We start from the raw sequence: 15,460 nt of genomic DNA, 5'->3' as shown, positions 1-15,460 counted from the left end.
CTAATTTCCAAGGAGGGGATTATCATGTTGAGAGACCCAATATCCAATGAAATTGACAGCGTTGAAGAAGAACAGCTCGAAATTCAAGCACCGGTGGATTCAAGAATTGTTGCATCTAATGCAATCAAATATACCGCCTATGTTATGCTGTTTTTCGGATTCTTGTATTTCCTGATTGCTTACTTGGCACCTATGTTGGAACAATAATGTGATGGATATGATTTTATTAGAAAACGCTTACGGTTAATCACTCTCATGGGAGTAGTGGTTAACCGTTTTTATTTCCATGAAAATGCTTTGTTCGTCCAGGCTATTGCTGAAGGCGACCATATGCCATTCATTTTGGAATGTAGCCAAGCTATCGCCTCTTCTCTATCGCCTTCAAATGAGGAAAGACCGTTATCTTCCATCCAGTGGCTTACAGTCTCAAACGAGGTACTGCTCCAGCCATTTTTCTCACCTTCTGCATTTTGGCGTTCTTTTACACCTGAAATAACGATGTCCAGCGATGCCTGAAGCTCCGTAACCGCATTATCATAAGCCGTCTTCTTTTCTTTAGCCTTCATATCAGCTTCAACACGAAGTATACGCGTATCAATCCCTTGATGTTCACGGATAATTTGCAGTAAAGTCATTGCTTCTCTGCTGGCCAATCCGTCATTATAACGTTGTTCTATAGATTTAGTACTTCCTACAGCTGACACAAATGCTGGAAACCACTCCCTCGAGACCAAGATAGCTTTCTTCTTAACAAATTTACCGTATCCAGCCAGGCCTTCAGAAGGAAACCTTACACGCCATGACCATGGATCTAGCTCTGAACCCGTATGCCAATTCTCCGCTTTCGTTAATCTATTTAAAGATGGGTGCTCAGGAATCAGAGTGGCAAGCGGCAAAATCCCAATCTTGGTAACGATTTCTGCAGTTTCCTCAAAGGTGATAACACTTTCCTCTTCATATCCCTTATACATCACAACATCATCTCCTATGTACTCCATTATTTAGACTTCATATTTCCGATCCCAGCAATATAAGTACTGATGAGCCGAGATAGGCTTACATTCGTATCAAGCGCCATTCCAAAACCGCCCTTTTGTTCCAAAGAGGCAAAGCCATGCAGAATGCTTCGTAACCCGCGTACTGCATGAATTTCTCCTTCCTCACCCAATTGATAATCCTTCATCACATGAATGATAAGCTTCAAAATATGACCACTTGCCGCTTCCAGCTCCGTATTTGCCTGTTCAGGGGCTCGCAACGTTGTCTCGTATAATCCAGGTCGGCTTCTAGCAAAGTCCACATACGCTCGCCCCATCGCCTGTACAGCAGCGTCTCCACTTAAGCCTTTAGCTGCGTTGTTCATTGCATTGGAAAGCTCCCCTAGCCCATAAATTGCAAGTTGTGTGCGCAATTCCTGTAGCCCGTTAATGTGATTGTATAAAGACGGAGAACGAACACCTAATTTGTTAGCCAATGCGGCTAAGGTTACGGCCTCTATCCCTTCATGATCGGCGATTTCTGCTGCTGCAATAACTAGCGTACGACGATCTAATCCTGCTCTAGGTGACATTTTAATTACTCCTATCTTGAATCATTTGTGCTTTATGAATAGCTTTCTCCATGGTTTGTACTGGGTCTCTAAGTAAGTCTCCATGTCCAGTAGCCAGTATAGTCGGGGAAGCCTCTAGAAGCTTAATTGCACTTTTTAATGCTTGATCTTTACTCCAGGTTGCCAGAGCCGGAAACGGAAACCAAGGAATTACGGTTCCTGAAACTGCGGTTCCCCGGAAGGTTTGAAAAGCATCTCCAACGATAACAGCGCCGCTTCGTGAATCAATGAAAGACATAGATCCAGGGGTATGACCAGGAGTTAGAATTGCTGTTAATGAACCAATGGTATCTCCATCATAGAGCAATACATCTGGTCTCGTTGTTACCTTCTTGGGCACGCCTCCCTTTATAGGAGTCTGAGGTTCTCCCTCACGAAGTGAACGATCTCCACTAAGCAATGCTGCATCCCTTTCTGAAATGTACACCTGAGCCTCTGGAAGCTGTCTCTTTAGCTCATCCAGTGCACCTATATGATCATCATGAGCATGCGTCAATATAATACGAGTGATCTTTTTATCAAGCTTCGCTGCGGTATCTATAATTCCTTTTACACTGAACGGCATTGCCGCATCTATCAAAGTCAACTCATTCTCTTCCTCAATGATGTAACAATTCACAGGAAACACTCTTGGCATCCAAGTTAGCTGTAATAAATGACCTTCACGCGTTACTCTCATCATTACCCCTCCATAAAACTAATGGTATTAGCTTAAATATAAACTAATCACATTAGTTTTACAAGAGTGAATTTTTCACCCAACTAACCCTCTAGACTTTTGTCCGCATTTTTATTAGATCTTTTAATAATGAACCACTGAATCCATGTTATCCCAACGAAAAATATAACGGAACCCACAAGGGTGCTCATGATACTTTTAGCAATATCCAACTCCCCGGCTTCTCTAAAATCAGATAGGAACATTAAAGCGGCCCATATTAACGTACTGACAGCTCCCCCAATTAAATTGATTTTCTTATACCGTCTTACATCGCCTTCGCCTTCTTTACTCGGTAGCAGATATATTCCATTTTTGACGGAACGAACAGTTATATACAAACACCCTGCCATCACAATCACAAACGTATCAAACCAATACTTAATGTCCCATTGCAGAATAAACACTTTTACCAAAAGACTAACCATAAAGCCCACGAACACAATCATAAAACCATGCGTACTAAACTTCTGAATTTCGCTGATAATCCGCTCATCCTTAATCCTTGTCCTGCTCACCCTTATTCCTCCCAAAAAATATCGTTTAAAGATCGATCCAATGCCTTGCAGATAGCTATGCACAACTTAAGCGTTGGGTTATAGTTCCCGGCTTCAATCAGACCAATCGTCTGTCTTGTAACCCCTACAACTTCCGCTAACTGTTCTTGGGAAAGATCTTTTTGTATACGGGCCAGTTTCATCTTGATGTTCTTGTTCTCCCCCACGCTTTTCCCTCCTTATTTAAATTCATCCACTTAACCAAATTGTAATCAATATCATTCATTATGTACATTATATATTGCTATAAACATTTATCGCGATATTTCTATCAACCATACGACATTATGAGCTTAAACTTACAACAAAAAAGCACCCCTTCGGATGCTTCGGATATATATTCTTTTAATATTCATTATTCAAATACCGTAAAACCTTCTGCTTATTCCACTACATCATTCTCTGGATAGCTATCAATGATCTTCAGCAGTTCAGAAGCATCAGTGCGTGGACGGCTGTCTGGCACAGTCTCCGGGTATCCGGCATGGATCATAGCTATGATCTTCTCTCCTGGCTTCACACCAATTTTGTTACGGAATTCAGGATTATTGATATAAGGATCTGTCTTCCAAATCGTTCCCACACCTTGCTCCCAAGCTGCTAGCTGGAAGTTCTGCACAAGTGCTGACGCTGCTGCAAAATCCTCATCCCACTCTCTCTGCCGAGGATCCTCAGGCATCACCACAATTAACGTTAAAGGAATATTTGAGATATATTCTTTTCGCTTAGCAGCCACTTCAGGATCAGAAAAAGCACGTTTCACGAAAGCAAATGCCGCTTCAGCCAAGAACTTTGTACCATCACCTTGAAAAGCAATAAATCTCCACGGCTCACGCACCCCATGGTTCGGCGCCCATACAGCTACATTTAACAATTCCTCTAAGAGACCTTGTGGCAGTGGATCTTTTTTAAAAAGCTTAATAGAGCGTCTTTCTCTTATTACTTCAGCTACGCTATTCTTTTGAGTCGGTTGAGTTTGTGTCATGAGATCCACTCCCTATAGTAATAATGATAATCATTATCATTAATGATACAGTATCTATCTGCGATTTGCAAATAATTGAAACAAAAAACACCGTTCCCTAAGGAACGATGTTGAAAGGCTTCAGCCGAAACGACCCATGATATATTCTTGTGTCATTTGATTCTCTGGATTAGTAAAGACCTTATCCGTCTTATCGTATTCTATAAGGGATCCCAGATAGAAGTAAGCCGTATAATCAGAAATCCGTGCAGCTTGCTGCATGTTGTGTGTCACGATTACTATGCGTAGCTCTTCTTTTAACTCCTTGATGAGCTCCTCTACTTTACCAGTGGAAACCGGATCTAGTGCGGATGCTGGTTCGTCCAAGAGTAGAATTTGTGGGTTAACTGACAACGCTCTTGCAATACAAAGGCGCTGCTGTTGTCCACCGGACAAAGCTAATGCTGAATCTTTTAACCGGTCCTTCACTTCATCCCACAACGCTGCTTTACGAAGGCTGCTCTCTACAATCTCATCGAGTGCTTTTTTTCCTTTCACCCCATGGTATTTCGGTCCAAAGGCGATGTTATCATAAATGGATTTATAGAACGGATTGGGTTTTTGCCAAACCATACCGATCTTCTGACGCAGTTTGATAACGTCTGTGCCAGGAGCATTAATATCAACGCCATCAATCCAGATGCTTCCTTTGGTTGTTGATCCGGAGATTTCGTCATTCATACGGTTCAGTGAACGAAGAAAGGTTGATTTACCGCAGCCGGATGGGCCGATCAGTGCAGTAACCGTATTTTCAGCAAAAGGAAGACTAATCCCCTTAACTGCCTCATATGTTCCATAAAAAATACTCAGGTCCTCGGTTTGAAAAGATTCACGCACTGCTGTTGCCGACGTTCCCATCGATTACTCCTCCTACATCTCTACTTTAGTTTTTAGGAATTAGTTCATTCTTTTTGAAGCTGTAAGCTTACGATAAATAAATCTACCGAAATAACGTGCTGCCAAGTTGAAGATCAACACCATAATTACAAGTACTGCTGAAGCTCCCGCAGCAATTTGCGCGGCATCAGGAGCAAGGCCTTCACTATTTACCTTCCAGATATGAACAGCCAGTGTTTCAGCTGGACGGAAAGGATTCAGTGGTGAGTTCGGACTAAGTGGATTCCAGTTAGTGAAATCTAGTCTTGGGCTACTCATTCCTGCAGTGAACATCAACGCGGCTGCTTCCCCAAAGACACGGCCAGCGGACAAAATAGTACCCGTAATAATCGTTGGTAATGCTACTGGGAACAACACGGAGGTTACGATTTTCCACTTGGACAATCCTAGTGCAAAACCAGCCTCTTTTTGTTGCTTAGGAACACTACGGAAAGCTTGCTCCGTAATCCGAACCATCAGCGGTAGATTAAAGACCGTCAATGCCAGTGCTCCAGAGATTAAGGAAAAGCCAAGATTAAAATAGTTAACAATCAGCAATAGACCAAACAAGCCGACTACGATTGAAGGGAACGAAGATAATACCTCAACAATTAAGCGAATAAAGCCGGTGATTTTTCCCGGACGAGCATATTCAGCCATGTAAATACCGGCACCCAGTCCTAGAGGTACTGTAATTATTAGCGTGAGTACCAAAAGGAATAAGGAGTTGAATAGCTGAGGGCCAATTCCTCCACCTGCTCGAATTTTTTGCGGTGCAGAGAATAGAAAATCCCAACTAATGTGACTAAGACCTCGAAAGAGGATATATCCTAATAGACCAACCAGAATAGCTACGATGAGCAATGCGAAAAACACAATAAGGCTTGTGGCAATTTTATTTACGGTTCTCGGCTTCAAATTTTATTTCTCCTTTCAAGCAGTCTCACAAAGAAGACAAATACAAAGGTCATCAGCATAAGAACCAGTGCCATACTCCACAGAGCATTATTGTGCGCAGAGCCCATGGTTGTGTTCCCCATTCCAAGCGTGATTACACTCGTCAGGGTAGAAGCTGATTCAAAGAGTGATTTTGGTACGAATGGCGCATTCCCGATAACCATCTGTACAGCAAGGGCTTCACCGAATGCACGTGCCATCCCCAGTACAATACCAGTCATAATAGCAGGAAACGTTGTCGGAATAATCACTCGAGAGATCGTCTGCCACCGGGTGGCACCAAGCGCATAGGAGGATTCCTTTAAATTTTGCGGCAATGAAGCCAGCGCGTCTGCAGCCACGCTTGTAATCGTCGGAAGAATCATGACCGAGAGCACAAGCGCGCCTGCAGCTACCCCGATGCCTTGACCAGGCAGGTTGTTGCGTAGAAACGGTACAATAACACTTAATCCGATGAAACCATAAACAACTGAAGGGATACCTGCCAACAGCTCGATTACGGGCTGAAGCAATTTTTTGCCCCATCCTGGGACAATCTCAGTCATGAACAGCGCAGCGCAAAGGCTAAGTGGACTAGCAATCAATGCTGCAAGTAGAGTAACTAAGAAGGATCCAGTAATAAACGGAAAAGCACCAAAGGATGGCGTATCTGCTTCAGGTGACCACTTTGTTCCGAATAGAAAATCAGTAACGCTAACATCACCGCTTGTGAAAGTTGAAATACCTTTAGACGCCACAAAATATACCATCGATACAATGATTGTTATCAATAGCAGTACACAGAAGGACATATATGTACGTCCCACAAAATCTTCAATATGATGTTTCTCGATGCGTGAGTTCTTTAGTTTCACCCTCAATTGCTCCCTCTTTCTAAAGTGAAAAGAGAGGCAGATGTATCCGCCTCTAATCACTTGAGATTCTAATCCTTACAAATTACTTAGAAGTGAATTACTTAGCTGTAACATTTCCTGCAACGTCACGAGTAACTTGCATTTTTACTGCTGGAATGTATCCAAGCTCAACGACTTCACCTGTTTGTACTTCGTCTGTCAAGAAAAAGTCAAGGAATGCTTTTACTGTTTCATTTGGTTCGCCGTTTGTGTACATGTGCTCGTAAGCCCATACTGGATATTTACCAGAAATAACATTGTCTACAGATGCTTCTACACCATCAAGGCTAAGTGTTTTGATTGAATCGTCAAGGTATGAAAGAGCCAGATAACCGATAGCCCCTGGAGTTTCTCCGATCATTTTCTTAACAGTACCGGAAGAATCTTCTTGAATCGATCCTGGGATATCTTCAGTTTTAGTTCCAAGTGCAAAGCTTTCAAAGGTTGCGCGAGTGCCGGAGCTGCCTGGACGGTTGATGATTTGGATTTTTTGATCCGCTCCGCCAACTTCTTTAAAGTTTGTAATTTTTCCTGTGAAAATATCGATAAGCTGTTGCTTAGTCAAGCTGTCCAGACCAGCATCCGGATGAGTTACTGCTGCGATCGCTACTACTGCTACTTGATGATCTACAAGAGCTGCTGCTTTTTCTGCATCTGCATCTTTTAGTTTTTCTTCTGCGAATACGTCAGAGTTACCGATATCTACTTGTTTCTCAGCTACTTGAGTAAGACCAGTACCACTACCGCCGCCTTGAACCTGAATGTCCACACCAGCATTTTTATCCATGAAATTCTCGGCTACCAGCTCAACCAATGGTTGTAGTGCTGTTGAACCTGAAGCTAGAATCGAACCACTTATTTTAGCGCCGCTACCTTCATTTGTAGCTACAGCGTTTCCTCCCGTGTTGTTTGCCCCACCATTACCGCAAGCTGAAAGTGCCAGTACGCTTGTTAAAGCCAAAGTCATAACCCAAGATTTTTTGAATTGCATTGTTTTGTCTCCTCCTAAATGTTTTGTTAGCACGGCTTCCTCATACAGTTCATACGGAACTGGCTTGGAAAGCTTTAACATGGTGTTGTGGAGCTTTGGCCCCCATATGCTTGTTTACTGTAAAAGTGCATTGTACGCATATGTTATTGTTGTTGTCCGGAGCTTCTTGGCCCCTCTGACTCTTCTTATTCTAGAGCTCGTTCGTTAGAGAAACTTCTTAACTTTGTAAAGCCAACGATAAAAATACCAATAGAAACTATATATATGTATAGATTTAATCTATAATAGAGATATAATTTGTTATCCAACTTATCATTGTACGGAGGAAAATCATGAATATTATGAAGTTAAAGATCGTTATCCTACTTGAAAAATATAAGAAAGTAACCGATGTAGCTGCTGAATTAGGCCTTAAACAACCCACAGTATCTTTTCATATGAAGAATCTAGAGAATGAATTTGGAACGCCTTTATTCCAATATCGAAGTGGAAGAGTACTGCTCACAGATGCGGGTCGTGCCCTTTATCAATATGCGCTCAAGATTGTCTCACTTACAGCCGAAGCTGAACGTACTGTTAAACAGTTTTCTTCACCAACACAAGGTACTTTAAAGCTGGAAGCAAGTTATATACCTGCAACTTATATTTTACCTAAAGCGCTAATCCAATTCATGAAACAATATCCTGGGATTAATAATTCAATGACGATCCAAAGTGATACTTTGTTAAAGGAACGACTCCGAAGCCGGGAAATTCAAATGGCTATTTTACACACTTCTGATTGGCATGATGAATCCTTTAACTTTCAGCTGGTTGTCCGCGACGAGCCTGTGCTCATTTTTGCCCCTAGTCACCCTTTTGCAACTATAGAGAAGTTAACACCAGAACAGATCGCGCTTGAGCCTTGGATTCAGTATGAGGGTGGTTCTTGTTTACGGGGATTTGCGGATCAATGGGCAGAAATAAATCATATTCGCTTGTGGAACCGATCCGAGTTGAATTCACCTGAAACTCTAAAGATGTTAGTTAGCGAGGGAGATGGAGTAGGCATTTGTTCTAGAGTTAGCATTGAAGCAGAACTTGCGTTAGGTCGTCTTTGTTATGCTCCTCTACCGGGAGTTTTGCCTGAGAGCGGTGGTTTTGTACTGGCTTGGCGAAAAGATCATATATTAACGCCATTGCAGCAATCTTTTGCCGATATATTAAACAACGTATAGGTCCTTCTATTTTATAAAAGGGAGCGCCCAAAGCCAAAATGGTTTTGAGCGCTCTTATTTGCTTATTCTATAAAGGGAAACATTAGCTTTTCATTCTCACTTGTGTACATATTTTCCTTCGTGATGAATTCGGAGCCTGTATCCATAACAGGAGCTACTTTGTGACCTGAAACGACTTCAAGTGCAGTTTTCACAGCCAAGTACCCCATAGTAAAAGGTTTTTGAATCACCGTTCCCAGCATCGTTTCGTTCTCCAGCAACTGAACCTCACTACTGGAATTGTCGAACCCAACCAGCTTCACTTTTGATTTTAAGCCCATATCCATAATCGCCAGTCCCGCACCTAATGTAGAGGGCTCATTTAAGCCAATGATTCCCTTTAGTTGTGGCTGATTCTTTAGAAGATCAACAGTTAATTGATATGCCTTCTTCGAAGATCCGTTACTGTAAAGAGTATCCTGCACAAGATTAACTCCATTCTGAGATAAAGCATCCCGAACCCCTTTCTCCCTTTCGATAGCTGTAGCGGAGCCTTGTACAAAATTCATAATGGCGACTTGATCGTCGCTTTGAATATTTTCAATCAACTTCTGCGCTGCTTTACGGCCTGCTTCATAATTATCTGTAGCTATAAAACTCTCCGATACACCGCCGTTCAGTCCCGAATCCACCGTAATAAGAGTGATACCAGCCGCCTTAATCTGCTCTGCAACCGGAACGAGACGATAATAGTCGGTAGCAGCCAAAATAATGGCATCAGGCTTCTCCTCAATCGCCTGTTCCAGTAATTGAATCTGCTTATCTACATCTAGCTCGGTATCTGTTCCTACCGTATGGACATCTGCTCTGAATTCCTTGGCAGCAGTCGCCACCCCTTGTTTCATTACCTCCCAGAATTCAATACTGGTATCGATAGTCTTAGGAACGTAGATAATGGTTCTGACCTTTGGATCAAGATCGTTCATAAACATACGATAACCTACACACCCGAGCGCTACAATGAAGAATAACAGTAGAGCAGACAAGCCTATTTTCGACCATAGTGAGCTCATGGACTCTCCTCCTCATAGAGCGCAGGAATTCTTAAAGTGACCGTCGTCCCTTCTTCCATTTCACTCGTAAAAGACAACCCGTAATGGTCCCCGAAATATAGCTGAATGCGATGGTTCACATTTGCGACGCCAACCCCACTGCCAATCCTGTAATCTGCCTTTTGAAGCAATAACTTGTTCATCTGCTCTGGATTCATACCAACACCATTATCAATAACCTGAATGGTAATATCGTTTTGCTCTCTTTTACCTCTAATTAGGATGTGCCCTTGCTCAGGATTATGCTTTATCCCATGATAAATCGCATTTTCAACTAAGGGTTGAAGGACTAATTTTAATATACTGCATTCAAGAATGTCTTCATCCACTTCTATCGAATATGTGAATTTATGGCGATAGCGCATATTCTGAATCGTTAGATAGTGTCGAATATGTTCTAATTCTCTTACGATCGGAATCAATTCCTCGCCCTCACCAATCGTAGAACGCAGCAGCTTCGATAATGATGAGGTCATTTCGACCACCTCCTCCATCTTACCGGTCTCTGCCATCCAGATGATCGAGTCTAGCGTATTGTACAAAAAGTGGGGCTTAATCTGTGCTTGTAATGCCTTCAACTCACTCACACGCTTCATCTCTTGCTCCATCACAATCTGGCTCATTAACTCTTTAATCTTCATGATCATCAGATTAAATGTTCGGGCAAGCTTGCCAATTTCGTTCGTGCTCTCAATTTCCACACGAATGTCGAACTCGCCGCGTTCAGCCTTTTTCATGTTTATTTCAAGATTCTTGAGTGGCTTAGTTAGTGCGTACGAAAGAAGCACAGATATAGCCATGGCAAAGATGAGACTTACTGCTCCCCACAAGGCAGCTGTACCTTGCATCTGCTGTTTGTTAGCAACCAGATCATCCGGATAGGTCACCCCCACAATCTTCCAACCAAAGCTGGTTGTATCCACCGTGTACAGCTTCTGCTCGTTCCCTGTGTTCACTGTAACCGACCCGCTTTTAATCCCTAGAACGGTTTCCAATTGCTCGAACTTGAGCTGCGAGTAGATCAGCTGCTGTTGAGGATGATAGACTAGGCTCCCTGACGGATCTACGATGAATACATAACCGCGTTTTCCCAGTTCGATTTGTTTGCACAAATTGTTAATAACGCTGTAATTAAGATCTACAAGTAGCACACCTTGTCGATCTGCTTCCATTTCTGAAAAGGTATCTGATAGCTTTCTACTGATCGATACTACCCAACGATATTCATCCTGAAATAAGTGCTGCACATGTGAAGAGGAGACAGCCACTCCCGTCTGGTTCAAAGCTTGCAGATACCACTCTTGAGCAATCAACTCAGGAAGCGGTTTCAAAACTGCGTCCAGTCGATCCGAAACCGTTATCCCCTCTGAGCTTGCATACACTATAGAAGAAATGTCGGTGCGGGATTGGACGACAGATCGAAGATATTGGCTGGCTAACTGCTTATCTTTGACTTTCCCATCTTGTCCCGAACTCGAACCTTTTACATATCTCTCAAGATCACTACTAGTTAATACCAAAGCAGCAATACTCTCCATGTTACTAATATAATTCTCGATGTTCAGTTTTACTTGTTCTATTAATTGTGAAGTATAGGCTACGGAATTCCCCATGACGGCAGCTGAGGAGAGTCGGTATGAAGTATAGCTCAGAACTATAGTTGTGCAGAGAATAAGAAGGGAAAAAGAAATAGCGATATTATTATGAATACTTCGACTTCGGAAGAAGCGATGAGGTTTCATAGAAGGAGATTCTCCTTCTGTCGCTGTCGATATTCCTTCGGTGTGATCCCAACATTACGTTTGAAAATCACACTAAAGTACTGAGGATCAGCATAGCCAACTCTAGCAGCGATGTCATAAGTCTTCAACTGTGTGACGGTAAGGAGCTCTTTAGCTTTTTCCAAACGGAGACGAGTCAAATACTCAATAAAAGTCTCTCCAGTATGCTGTTTAAAAGTCGCACTGAAATAACTGATGCTCATAAAAATATGGCTGCAGAGCTCATTAAGTGAAAAGCTGTCATTACAATAATTCTCCCGAATATAAGCTTCTGCTGCTTTCATCTGAGAGGTTCTGACGGTTGTTCTTTGTTCCGATAGCTTGAGTATCAACTCATGGCAAGTTCTCTCCAAATAATTCCTAGCTTCATCTAAAGTCTTAAGGGCTGCAACCTCAGCAAACATATTATGCGAAACAAGCTCTGTATTTGGGAATCCGATATCGACCACATAGTTCATTAGAGAAACGAGCATTTGGTAGATGCTACTGCGGCAGTCTTCTATAGAAGAGCTATTGCTCTTTAGCTCCTGAAACCATTTTGAGAGGACCTCTGAGATCGCTGATGCTTTACCTGTCTTCAACGCGGATATGAATTGCTTTTCCCATGAAGAGAAATGTGCTTGATCCAATCCTTTGCCGAACTCAAGATCCTGTATGGAGATAACCTTATCTATGCCTAAAAGATATCGATATTCTATGGATGAAATCGCTTCCTGGAATGATTGTGGAATTTGCTGTAAATCAGCGTATTTTCTACCGATGCCGATGGTTGCCGTCAGCTTCAAGTACTTGTTCAGGCTGGTTTGTACTTGATCTGCAAGAAGTTGTGTTATGACTTCGATCTCTTCGGAACCCCCTGATAATATCGCAGCGAATTTCCCATCTCTCGTCTGAAATACGACACCGCCCTGCTCCTTCTCAAGTTGCTCCTGCACAATGTTAAAAGCAGCAAAGCGCAGTAGCTCAGCATCAGAAGCAATATCCAGGCTACGATTGTCCATTTCTATATCGATTACGATTGCAAGGTTAGCTTCACCCTGCAGCTGTATATGAAAATAATTCATTTTATTCTCGATCTCGTCGTTTTTCATACGAGTAGTAACAAGCTTCTCCAGAAAACGTTCGCGAAGCAAAGGAAAGCTCTGATTTAATTGCATACGAAGCTTAGCGATATTGGCCTTTTGTAAATGCTCTTCATCCAAATCCTGCTTCATCTTGCTTAGATATTCGGCAAACTCACGAGCATTAATTGGTTTTAACAAATATTCCGTCACCTTCAAGGTTATAGCCTGTTTAGCGTATTCGAAGTCTTCATAACCAGTTACGATAATGACCTTCATGTCCCGGTATCGTTCCATTACAGCTTTAGCCAATCCTAGTCCATCCATAAAGGGCATGCAAATATCTGTAATAATCACATCCGGTCGATACTGTTCGACTGCATCAAGGGCATCTCTGCCGTTATCGAAATCTCCAACAAGTTCAAAACCATGATTATTCCATGCTATCTTCTGTTTAATCCCCTCACGAACCTCGTCTTCATCATCAACAAGAATAATCTTATACATCCAACACCTCCTCAGCTATTGACTCATCGAGTACATGTAATGTAAATGTTTACCTTTTGGGATAAGCATAATAGAGGTTGCCTTCTTGAGGCAACCTCTATTATTAATCTCTTCTATTCGTACAGCAGAGGTTTGATCTCATCGGAATCTATATTGTTCTTATCGTACCAGTGAAACCCGGTATCAATATTCTTTTCTACGGTTTCCCCTTTAATCGCCTGCACAGCTGCCTTCACCGCTTGATACCCAATACCAATGGGGTCCTGTGTAACAGCGCCAGCTACAACACCACTACGAATAGCATCCATTAACTGTTTACCGGAGTCAAAGCCGATAACTACAATCTTACCACCCATCTGTAATTCATTTACTGCATTAGCTACTCCTACTGCAGATCCTTCGTTTGAGCCATAGATTCCATTAAGGTCCGGATTGGCTTGCATCATCGCTTTTGCAAGATCCGTGGACTTCAACTGATCTCCACCGCCATATTGCGGCTCTAACACTTCAATATCTGGATATTTCGCTTTCATTTGTTCTAAGAAGCCATCACGACGCTGTTGACCTGTACTGCTTGTTTGGTCATGTACAACTAAACCTACTTTACCCTTTTTGCCGATCAACTCAGCCATTTTATCAGCTGCCAAAGCTGCTGCCGCTTTATTGTCAGTCGCTGCGGTTGCTACAGGAATATCGCTATCTACACCAGAGTCAAAGCCAATGATTGGAATATTGTTTTCCTTTGCCTTTTCCAGATATGGAATCGCTGCTTTGCTATCGAGAGCTGCTAACGCGATTGCTGCTGGCTTCTTATCTAGCGCCGTCTGCAGCATTTCAATTTGTTTATCTACCTGACTCTCGTTTTCAGGTCCTTCAAACGTAATCTCGACATTAAACTCCTTGGCAGCCTTCTCGGCTCCTTGCTTCACCGCTTGCCAGAATTGATGCTGGAAGCCTTTTGAAATGACAGGGATATATGGTTTGTCTGAACCGGATGCACTCTTCTTACTATCACTATTGTTACAAGCACCAAGTAAGGTAGTAGCCAGTAACAAACTGGCAAGCATGATAATCCCTCTTCGACGTTGTTTCATTTAAATCTTCCCCCTCGTCATTTGCTTTGTATATCACTCCGTATGGAGATAATACCTCGTTCATTGCTTCCGTCTGCGAAGAATATCAGCATACACTGCTATGATGATGACAACACCAACAATGACTGTCCGCCATTCCTGAGCAACGGACATAATCTGTAAGCCATTCGTCAGTACACTCATAATCAGTGCACCAATAATTGTACCTAGAATAGAACCTACGCCCCCGCTTAAAGATGTGCCTCCAATGACGACAGCCGCTATAGCTTCAAGTTCATAACCAGTACCAAGTGATGGCTGGGCTGAATTTAGACGTGATGCCATCAGGATACCAGCGATTCCGCTGAAAATCCCTGTGATGGTATAGATCACAATCTTCCATTTGACCGTATTCACACCTGATAAGCGAGTTGCTTCTTCATTGCTGCCAAGTGCAAAGTTATAGCGTCCAATAATGGTCTTCGATAAGATGATGCTTGCGATAACACCGAGCAATAGGAAGATTACGATGGTGTTAGGAATGCCTGGGATCATCTTGCCCATTGCAATCTTGGCAAAAATCGGATCATCATTGAAATAAATCGGCTTGGCACCCGTTATGACAAGTGATAATCCTTTAGTGACCATCATGATCGCCAGAGTAGCAATGAAAGGAGGAATATTCATTTTCGCCACCATTAAACCACTTATAAAGCCGCAAAGTGCACCAGCTAGAATCCCGCCTACAATTCCGAGTGGAACAGGTAGACCCCAGAATGTAATGATGACGCCAACCATCACCGAGGAGAAGGTCATCACAGTACCCAAAGCAAGGTCGATCCCACCCGTAATAATTACAAAGGTTGCGCCCAGCGCTAATACTCCAATTACAGCTGTGGAGACGAGGATTCCAACTAGGTTAGAAAACTGAAAAAAGTTACTTGATGCTACGGAAAATACGATGACCAGAATGATCAAACTTGCGAATGCTAGTAATTTTTGTTTAAACCCTGATTGCGCCCCGGTTTGCTTCGAGCTGATAGGCTGGCTAATCCCTTTATCTGCGATCTTCATGACCTTGACACCTCCGATAAACTCTTGAACG

At 42.6% G+C, this 15,460-nt stretch carries 17 protein-coding genes; 2 read left to right on the top strand and 15 right to left on the bottom strand.

Annotated features, from left to right (window positions below; translation table 11 throughout):
• Positions 1 to 24 precede the first annotated feature (24 nt).
• Entirely contained in the window at positions 25 to 207 is a 183-nt protein-coding gene (locus tag ACFWMP_RS15510) for a hypothetical protein (protein WP_042128123.1), read from the top strand.
• A gap of 71 nt (positions 208 to 278) precedes the next feature.
• On the opposite strand, the gene ACFWMP_RS15505 is transcribed toward ACFWMP_RS15510, so the two are convergent.
• The 10 genes from ACFWMP_RS15505 to ACFWMP_RS15460 all read right to left on the bottom strand — a co-directional run bounded on the left by ACFWMP_RS15505 (position 279) and on the right by ACFWMP_RS15460 (position 7,625).
• Positions 279 to 971, bottom strand: a complete 693-nt coding sequence (locus ACFWMP_RS15505) for an AlkZ-related protein (RefSeq protein WP_379424311.1) — start codon at positions 969 to 971, stop codon at positions 279 to 281.
• 26 nt (positions 972 to 997) lie between these two features.
• Complete coding sequence (locus ACFWMP_RS15500) at positions 998 to 1,570, bottom strand: TetR/AcrR family transcriptional regulator (RefSeq protein ID WP_379424156.1); 573 nt, start codon at positions 1,568 to 1,570, stop codon at positions 998 to 1,000.
• A 1-nt stretch (position 1,571) separates the two neighbouring features.
• Positions 1,572 to 2,288: an MBL fold metallo-hydrolase gene (locus ACFWMP_RS15495; RefSeq protein ID WP_379424310.1), complete on the bottom strand. Its 717-nt coding sequence runs from the start codon at positions 2,286 to 2,288 to the stop codon at positions 1,572 to 1,574.
• Positions 2,289 to 2,371: 83 nt separating this feature from the next.
• Positions 2,372 to 2,845, bottom strand: coding sequence for a DUF6773 family protein (locus ACFWMP_RS15490; RefSeq protein ID WP_379424155.1), 474 nt, complete (start codon positions 2,843 to 2,845; stop codon positions 2,372 to 2,374).
• A 2-nt stretch (positions 2,846 to 2,847) separates the two neighbouring features.
• Positions 2,848 to 3,027, bottom strand: a complete 180-nt coding sequence (locus tag ACFWMP_RS15485; RefSeq protein WP_042132222.1) for a helix-turn-helix transcriptional regulator — start codon at positions 3,025 to 3,027, stop codon at positions 2,848 to 2,850.
• 239 nt (positions 3,028 to 3,266) lie between these two features.
• The gene (locus tag ACFWMP_RS15480; protein ID WP_076283615.1) at positions 3,267 to 3,869 is read right to left on the bottom strand and encodes a nitroreductase family protein; all 603 of its coding nucleotides are present in this window, start codon (positions 3,867 to 3,869) and stop codon (positions 3,267 to 3,269) included.
• 120 nt (positions 3,870 to 3,989) lie between these two features.
• Entirely contained in the window at positions 3,990 to 4,766 is a 777-nt protein-coding gene (gene pstB / locus ACFWMP_RS15475; protein ID WP_042188599.1) for a phosphate ABC transporter ATP-binding protein PstB, read from the bottom strand.
• Between the two features lie 39 nt (positions 4,767 to 4,805).
• Complete coding sequence (pstA, locus tag ACFWMP_RS15470) at positions 4,806 to 5,702, bottom strand: phosphate ABC transporter permease PstA (RefSeq protein WP_042128135.1); 897 nt, start codon at positions 5,700 to 5,702, stop codon at positions 4,806 to 4,808.
• On the bottom strand, positions 5,699 to 6,601 hold the full coding sequence (gene pstC / locus ACFWMP_RS15465) for a phosphate ABC transporter permease subunit PstC (protein ID WP_042128137.1): 903 nt from the start codon (positions 6,599 to 6,601) through the stop codon (positions 5,699 to 5,701). Before pstC ends, pstA begins: the two co-directional genes overlap by 4 nt.
• A gap of 91 nt (positions 6,602 to 6,692) precedes the next feature.
• A complete protein-coding gene (locus ACFWMP_RS15460; RefSeq protein ID WP_379424154.1) occupies positions 6,693 to 7,625 on the bottom strand; it encodes a phosphate ABC transporter substrate-binding protein in 933 nt (310 codons plus the stop codon).
• 332 nt (positions 7,626 to 7,957) lie between these two features.
• Between ACFWMP_RS15460 and ACFWMP_RS15455 the strand changes: the two genes are divergently transcribed.
• Complete coding sequence (locus tag ACFWMP_RS15455; protein WP_379424153.1) at positions 7,958 to 8,842, top strand: LysR family transcriptional regulator; 885 nt, start codon at positions 7,958 to 7,960, stop codon at positions 8,840 to 8,842.
• A gap of 62 nt (positions 8,843 to 8,904) precedes the next feature.
• Here ACFWMP_RS15455 and ACFWMP_RS15450 read toward each other — a convergent pair whose 3' ends face one another.
• The 5 genes from ACFWMP_RS15450 to ACFWMP_RS15430 all read right to left on the bottom strand — a co-directional run bounded on the left by ACFWMP_RS15450 (position 8,905) and on the right by ACFWMP_RS15430 (position 15,429).
• Positions 8,905 to 9,894: a substrate-binding domain-containing protein gene (locus tag ACFWMP_RS15450; RefSeq protein ID WP_379424152.1), complete on the bottom strand. Its 990-nt coding sequence runs from the start codon at positions 9,892 to 9,894 to the stop codon at positions 8,905 to 8,907.
• A complete protein-coding gene (locus tag ACFWMP_RS15445; RefSeq protein ID WP_379424151.1) occupies positions 9,891 to 11,675 on the bottom strand; it encodes a cache domain-containing sensor histidine kinase in 1,785 nt (594 codons plus the stop codon). Before ACFWMP_RS15445 ends, ACFWMP_RS15450 begins: the two co-directional genes overlap by 4 nt.
• Complete coding sequence (locus tag ACFWMP_RS15440; RefSeq protein WP_379424150.1) at positions 11,672 to 13,282, bottom strand: response regulator; 1,611 nt, start codon at positions 13,280 to 13,282, stop codon at positions 11,672 to 11,674. The genes ACFWMP_RS15445 and ACFWMP_RS15440 overlap by 4 nt, the downstream gene beginning before the upstream one ends.
• Positions 13,283 to 13,395: 113 nt before the next feature.
• Positions 13,396 to 14,376, bottom strand: a complete 981-nt coding sequence (locus ACFWMP_RS15435; RefSeq protein WP_042188607.1) for an ABC transporter substrate-binding protein — start codon at positions 14,374 to 14,376, stop codon at positions 13,396 to 13,398.
• Positions 14,377 to 14,436: 60 nt separating this feature from the next.
• Positions 14,437 to 15,429 (bottom strand): ABC transporter permease, encoded by a 993-nt coding sequence (locus tag ACFWMP_RS15430; RefSeq protein WP_076283610.1) that lies wholly within the window; start codon positions 15,427 to 15,429, stop codon positions 14,437 to 14,439.
• Between the last annotated feature and the right edge of the window lie 31 nt (positions 15,430 to 15,460).

This window comes from Paenibacillus sp. NPDC058367 (assembly GCF_042723305.1).
In the GTDB taxonomy this organism is placed as follows: Bacteria; Bacillota; Bacilli; order Paenibacillales; family Paenibacillaceae; genus Paenibacillus_AQ.
Note: the sequence above shows the minus strand (reverse complement) of the source record. Positions and strands in the feature narration are given on the sequence as shown.

What these genes read in the sequence shown, in the direction of transcription:
- ACFWMP_RS15510 (WP_042128123.1), top strand. Translation starts at nt 25, where the DNA reads ATGTTGAGAGACCCAATATCCAATGAAATTGACAGCGTTGAAGAAGAA.
- ACFWMP_RS15505 (WP_379424311.1), bottom strand. Translation starts at nt 971, where the DNA reads ATGTATAAGGGATATGAAGAGGAAAGTGTTATCACCTTTGAGGAAACT.
- ACFWMP_RS15500 (WP_379424156.1), bottom strand. Translation starts at nt 1,570, where the DNA reads ATGTCACCTAGAGCAGGATTAGATCGTCGTACGCTAGTTATTGCAGCA.
- ACFWMP_RS15495 (WP_379424310.1), bottom strand. Translation starts at nt 2,288, where the DNA reads ATGAGAGTAACGCGTGAAGGTCATTTATTACAGCTAACTTGGATGCCA.
- ACFWMP_RS15485 (WP_042132222.1), bottom strand. Translation starts at nt 3,027, where the DNA reads ATGAAACTGGCCCGTATACAAAAAGATCTTTCCCAAGAACAGTTAGCG.
- ACFWMP_RS15480 (WP_076283615.1), bottom strand. Translation starts at nt 3,869, where the DNA reads ATGACACAAACTCAACCGACTCAAAAGAATAGCGTAGCTGAAGTAATA.
- pstB (WP_042188599.1), bottom strand. Translation starts at nt 4,766, where the DNA reads ATGGGAACGTCGGCAACAGCAGTGCGTGAATCTTTTCAAACCGAGGAC.
- ACFWMP_RS15460 (WP_379424154.1), bottom strand. Translation starts at nt 7,625, where the DNA reads ATGCAATTCAAAAAATCTTGGGTTATGACTTTGGCTTTAACAAGCGTA.
- ACFWMP_RS15455 (WP_379424153.1), top strand. Translation starts at nt 7,958, where the DNA reads ATGAATATTATGAAGTTAAAGATCGTTATCCTACTTGAAAAATATAAG.
- ACFWMP_RS15450 (WP_379424152.1), bottom strand. Translation starts at nt 9,894, where the DNA reads ATGAGCTCACTATGGTCGAAAATAGGCTTGTCTGCTCTACTGTTATTC.
- ACFWMP_RS15445 (WP_379424151.1), bottom strand. Translation starts at nt 11,675, where the DNA reads ATGAAACCTCATCGCTTCTTCCGAAGTCGAAGTATTCATAATAATATC.
- ACFWMP_RS15440 (WP_379424150.1), bottom strand. Translation starts at nt 13,282, where the DNA reads ATGTATAAGATTATTCTTGTTGATGATGAAGACGAGGTTCGTGAGGGG.
- ACFWMP_RS15435 (WP_042188607.1), bottom strand. Translation starts at nt 14,376, where the DNA reads ATGAAACAACGTCGAAGAGGGATTATCATGCTTGCCAGTTTGTTACTG.
- ACFWMP_RS15430 (WP_076283610.1), bottom strand. Translation starts at nt 15,429, where the DNA reads ATGAAGATCGCAGATAAAGGGATTAGCCAGCCTATCAGCTCGAAGCAA.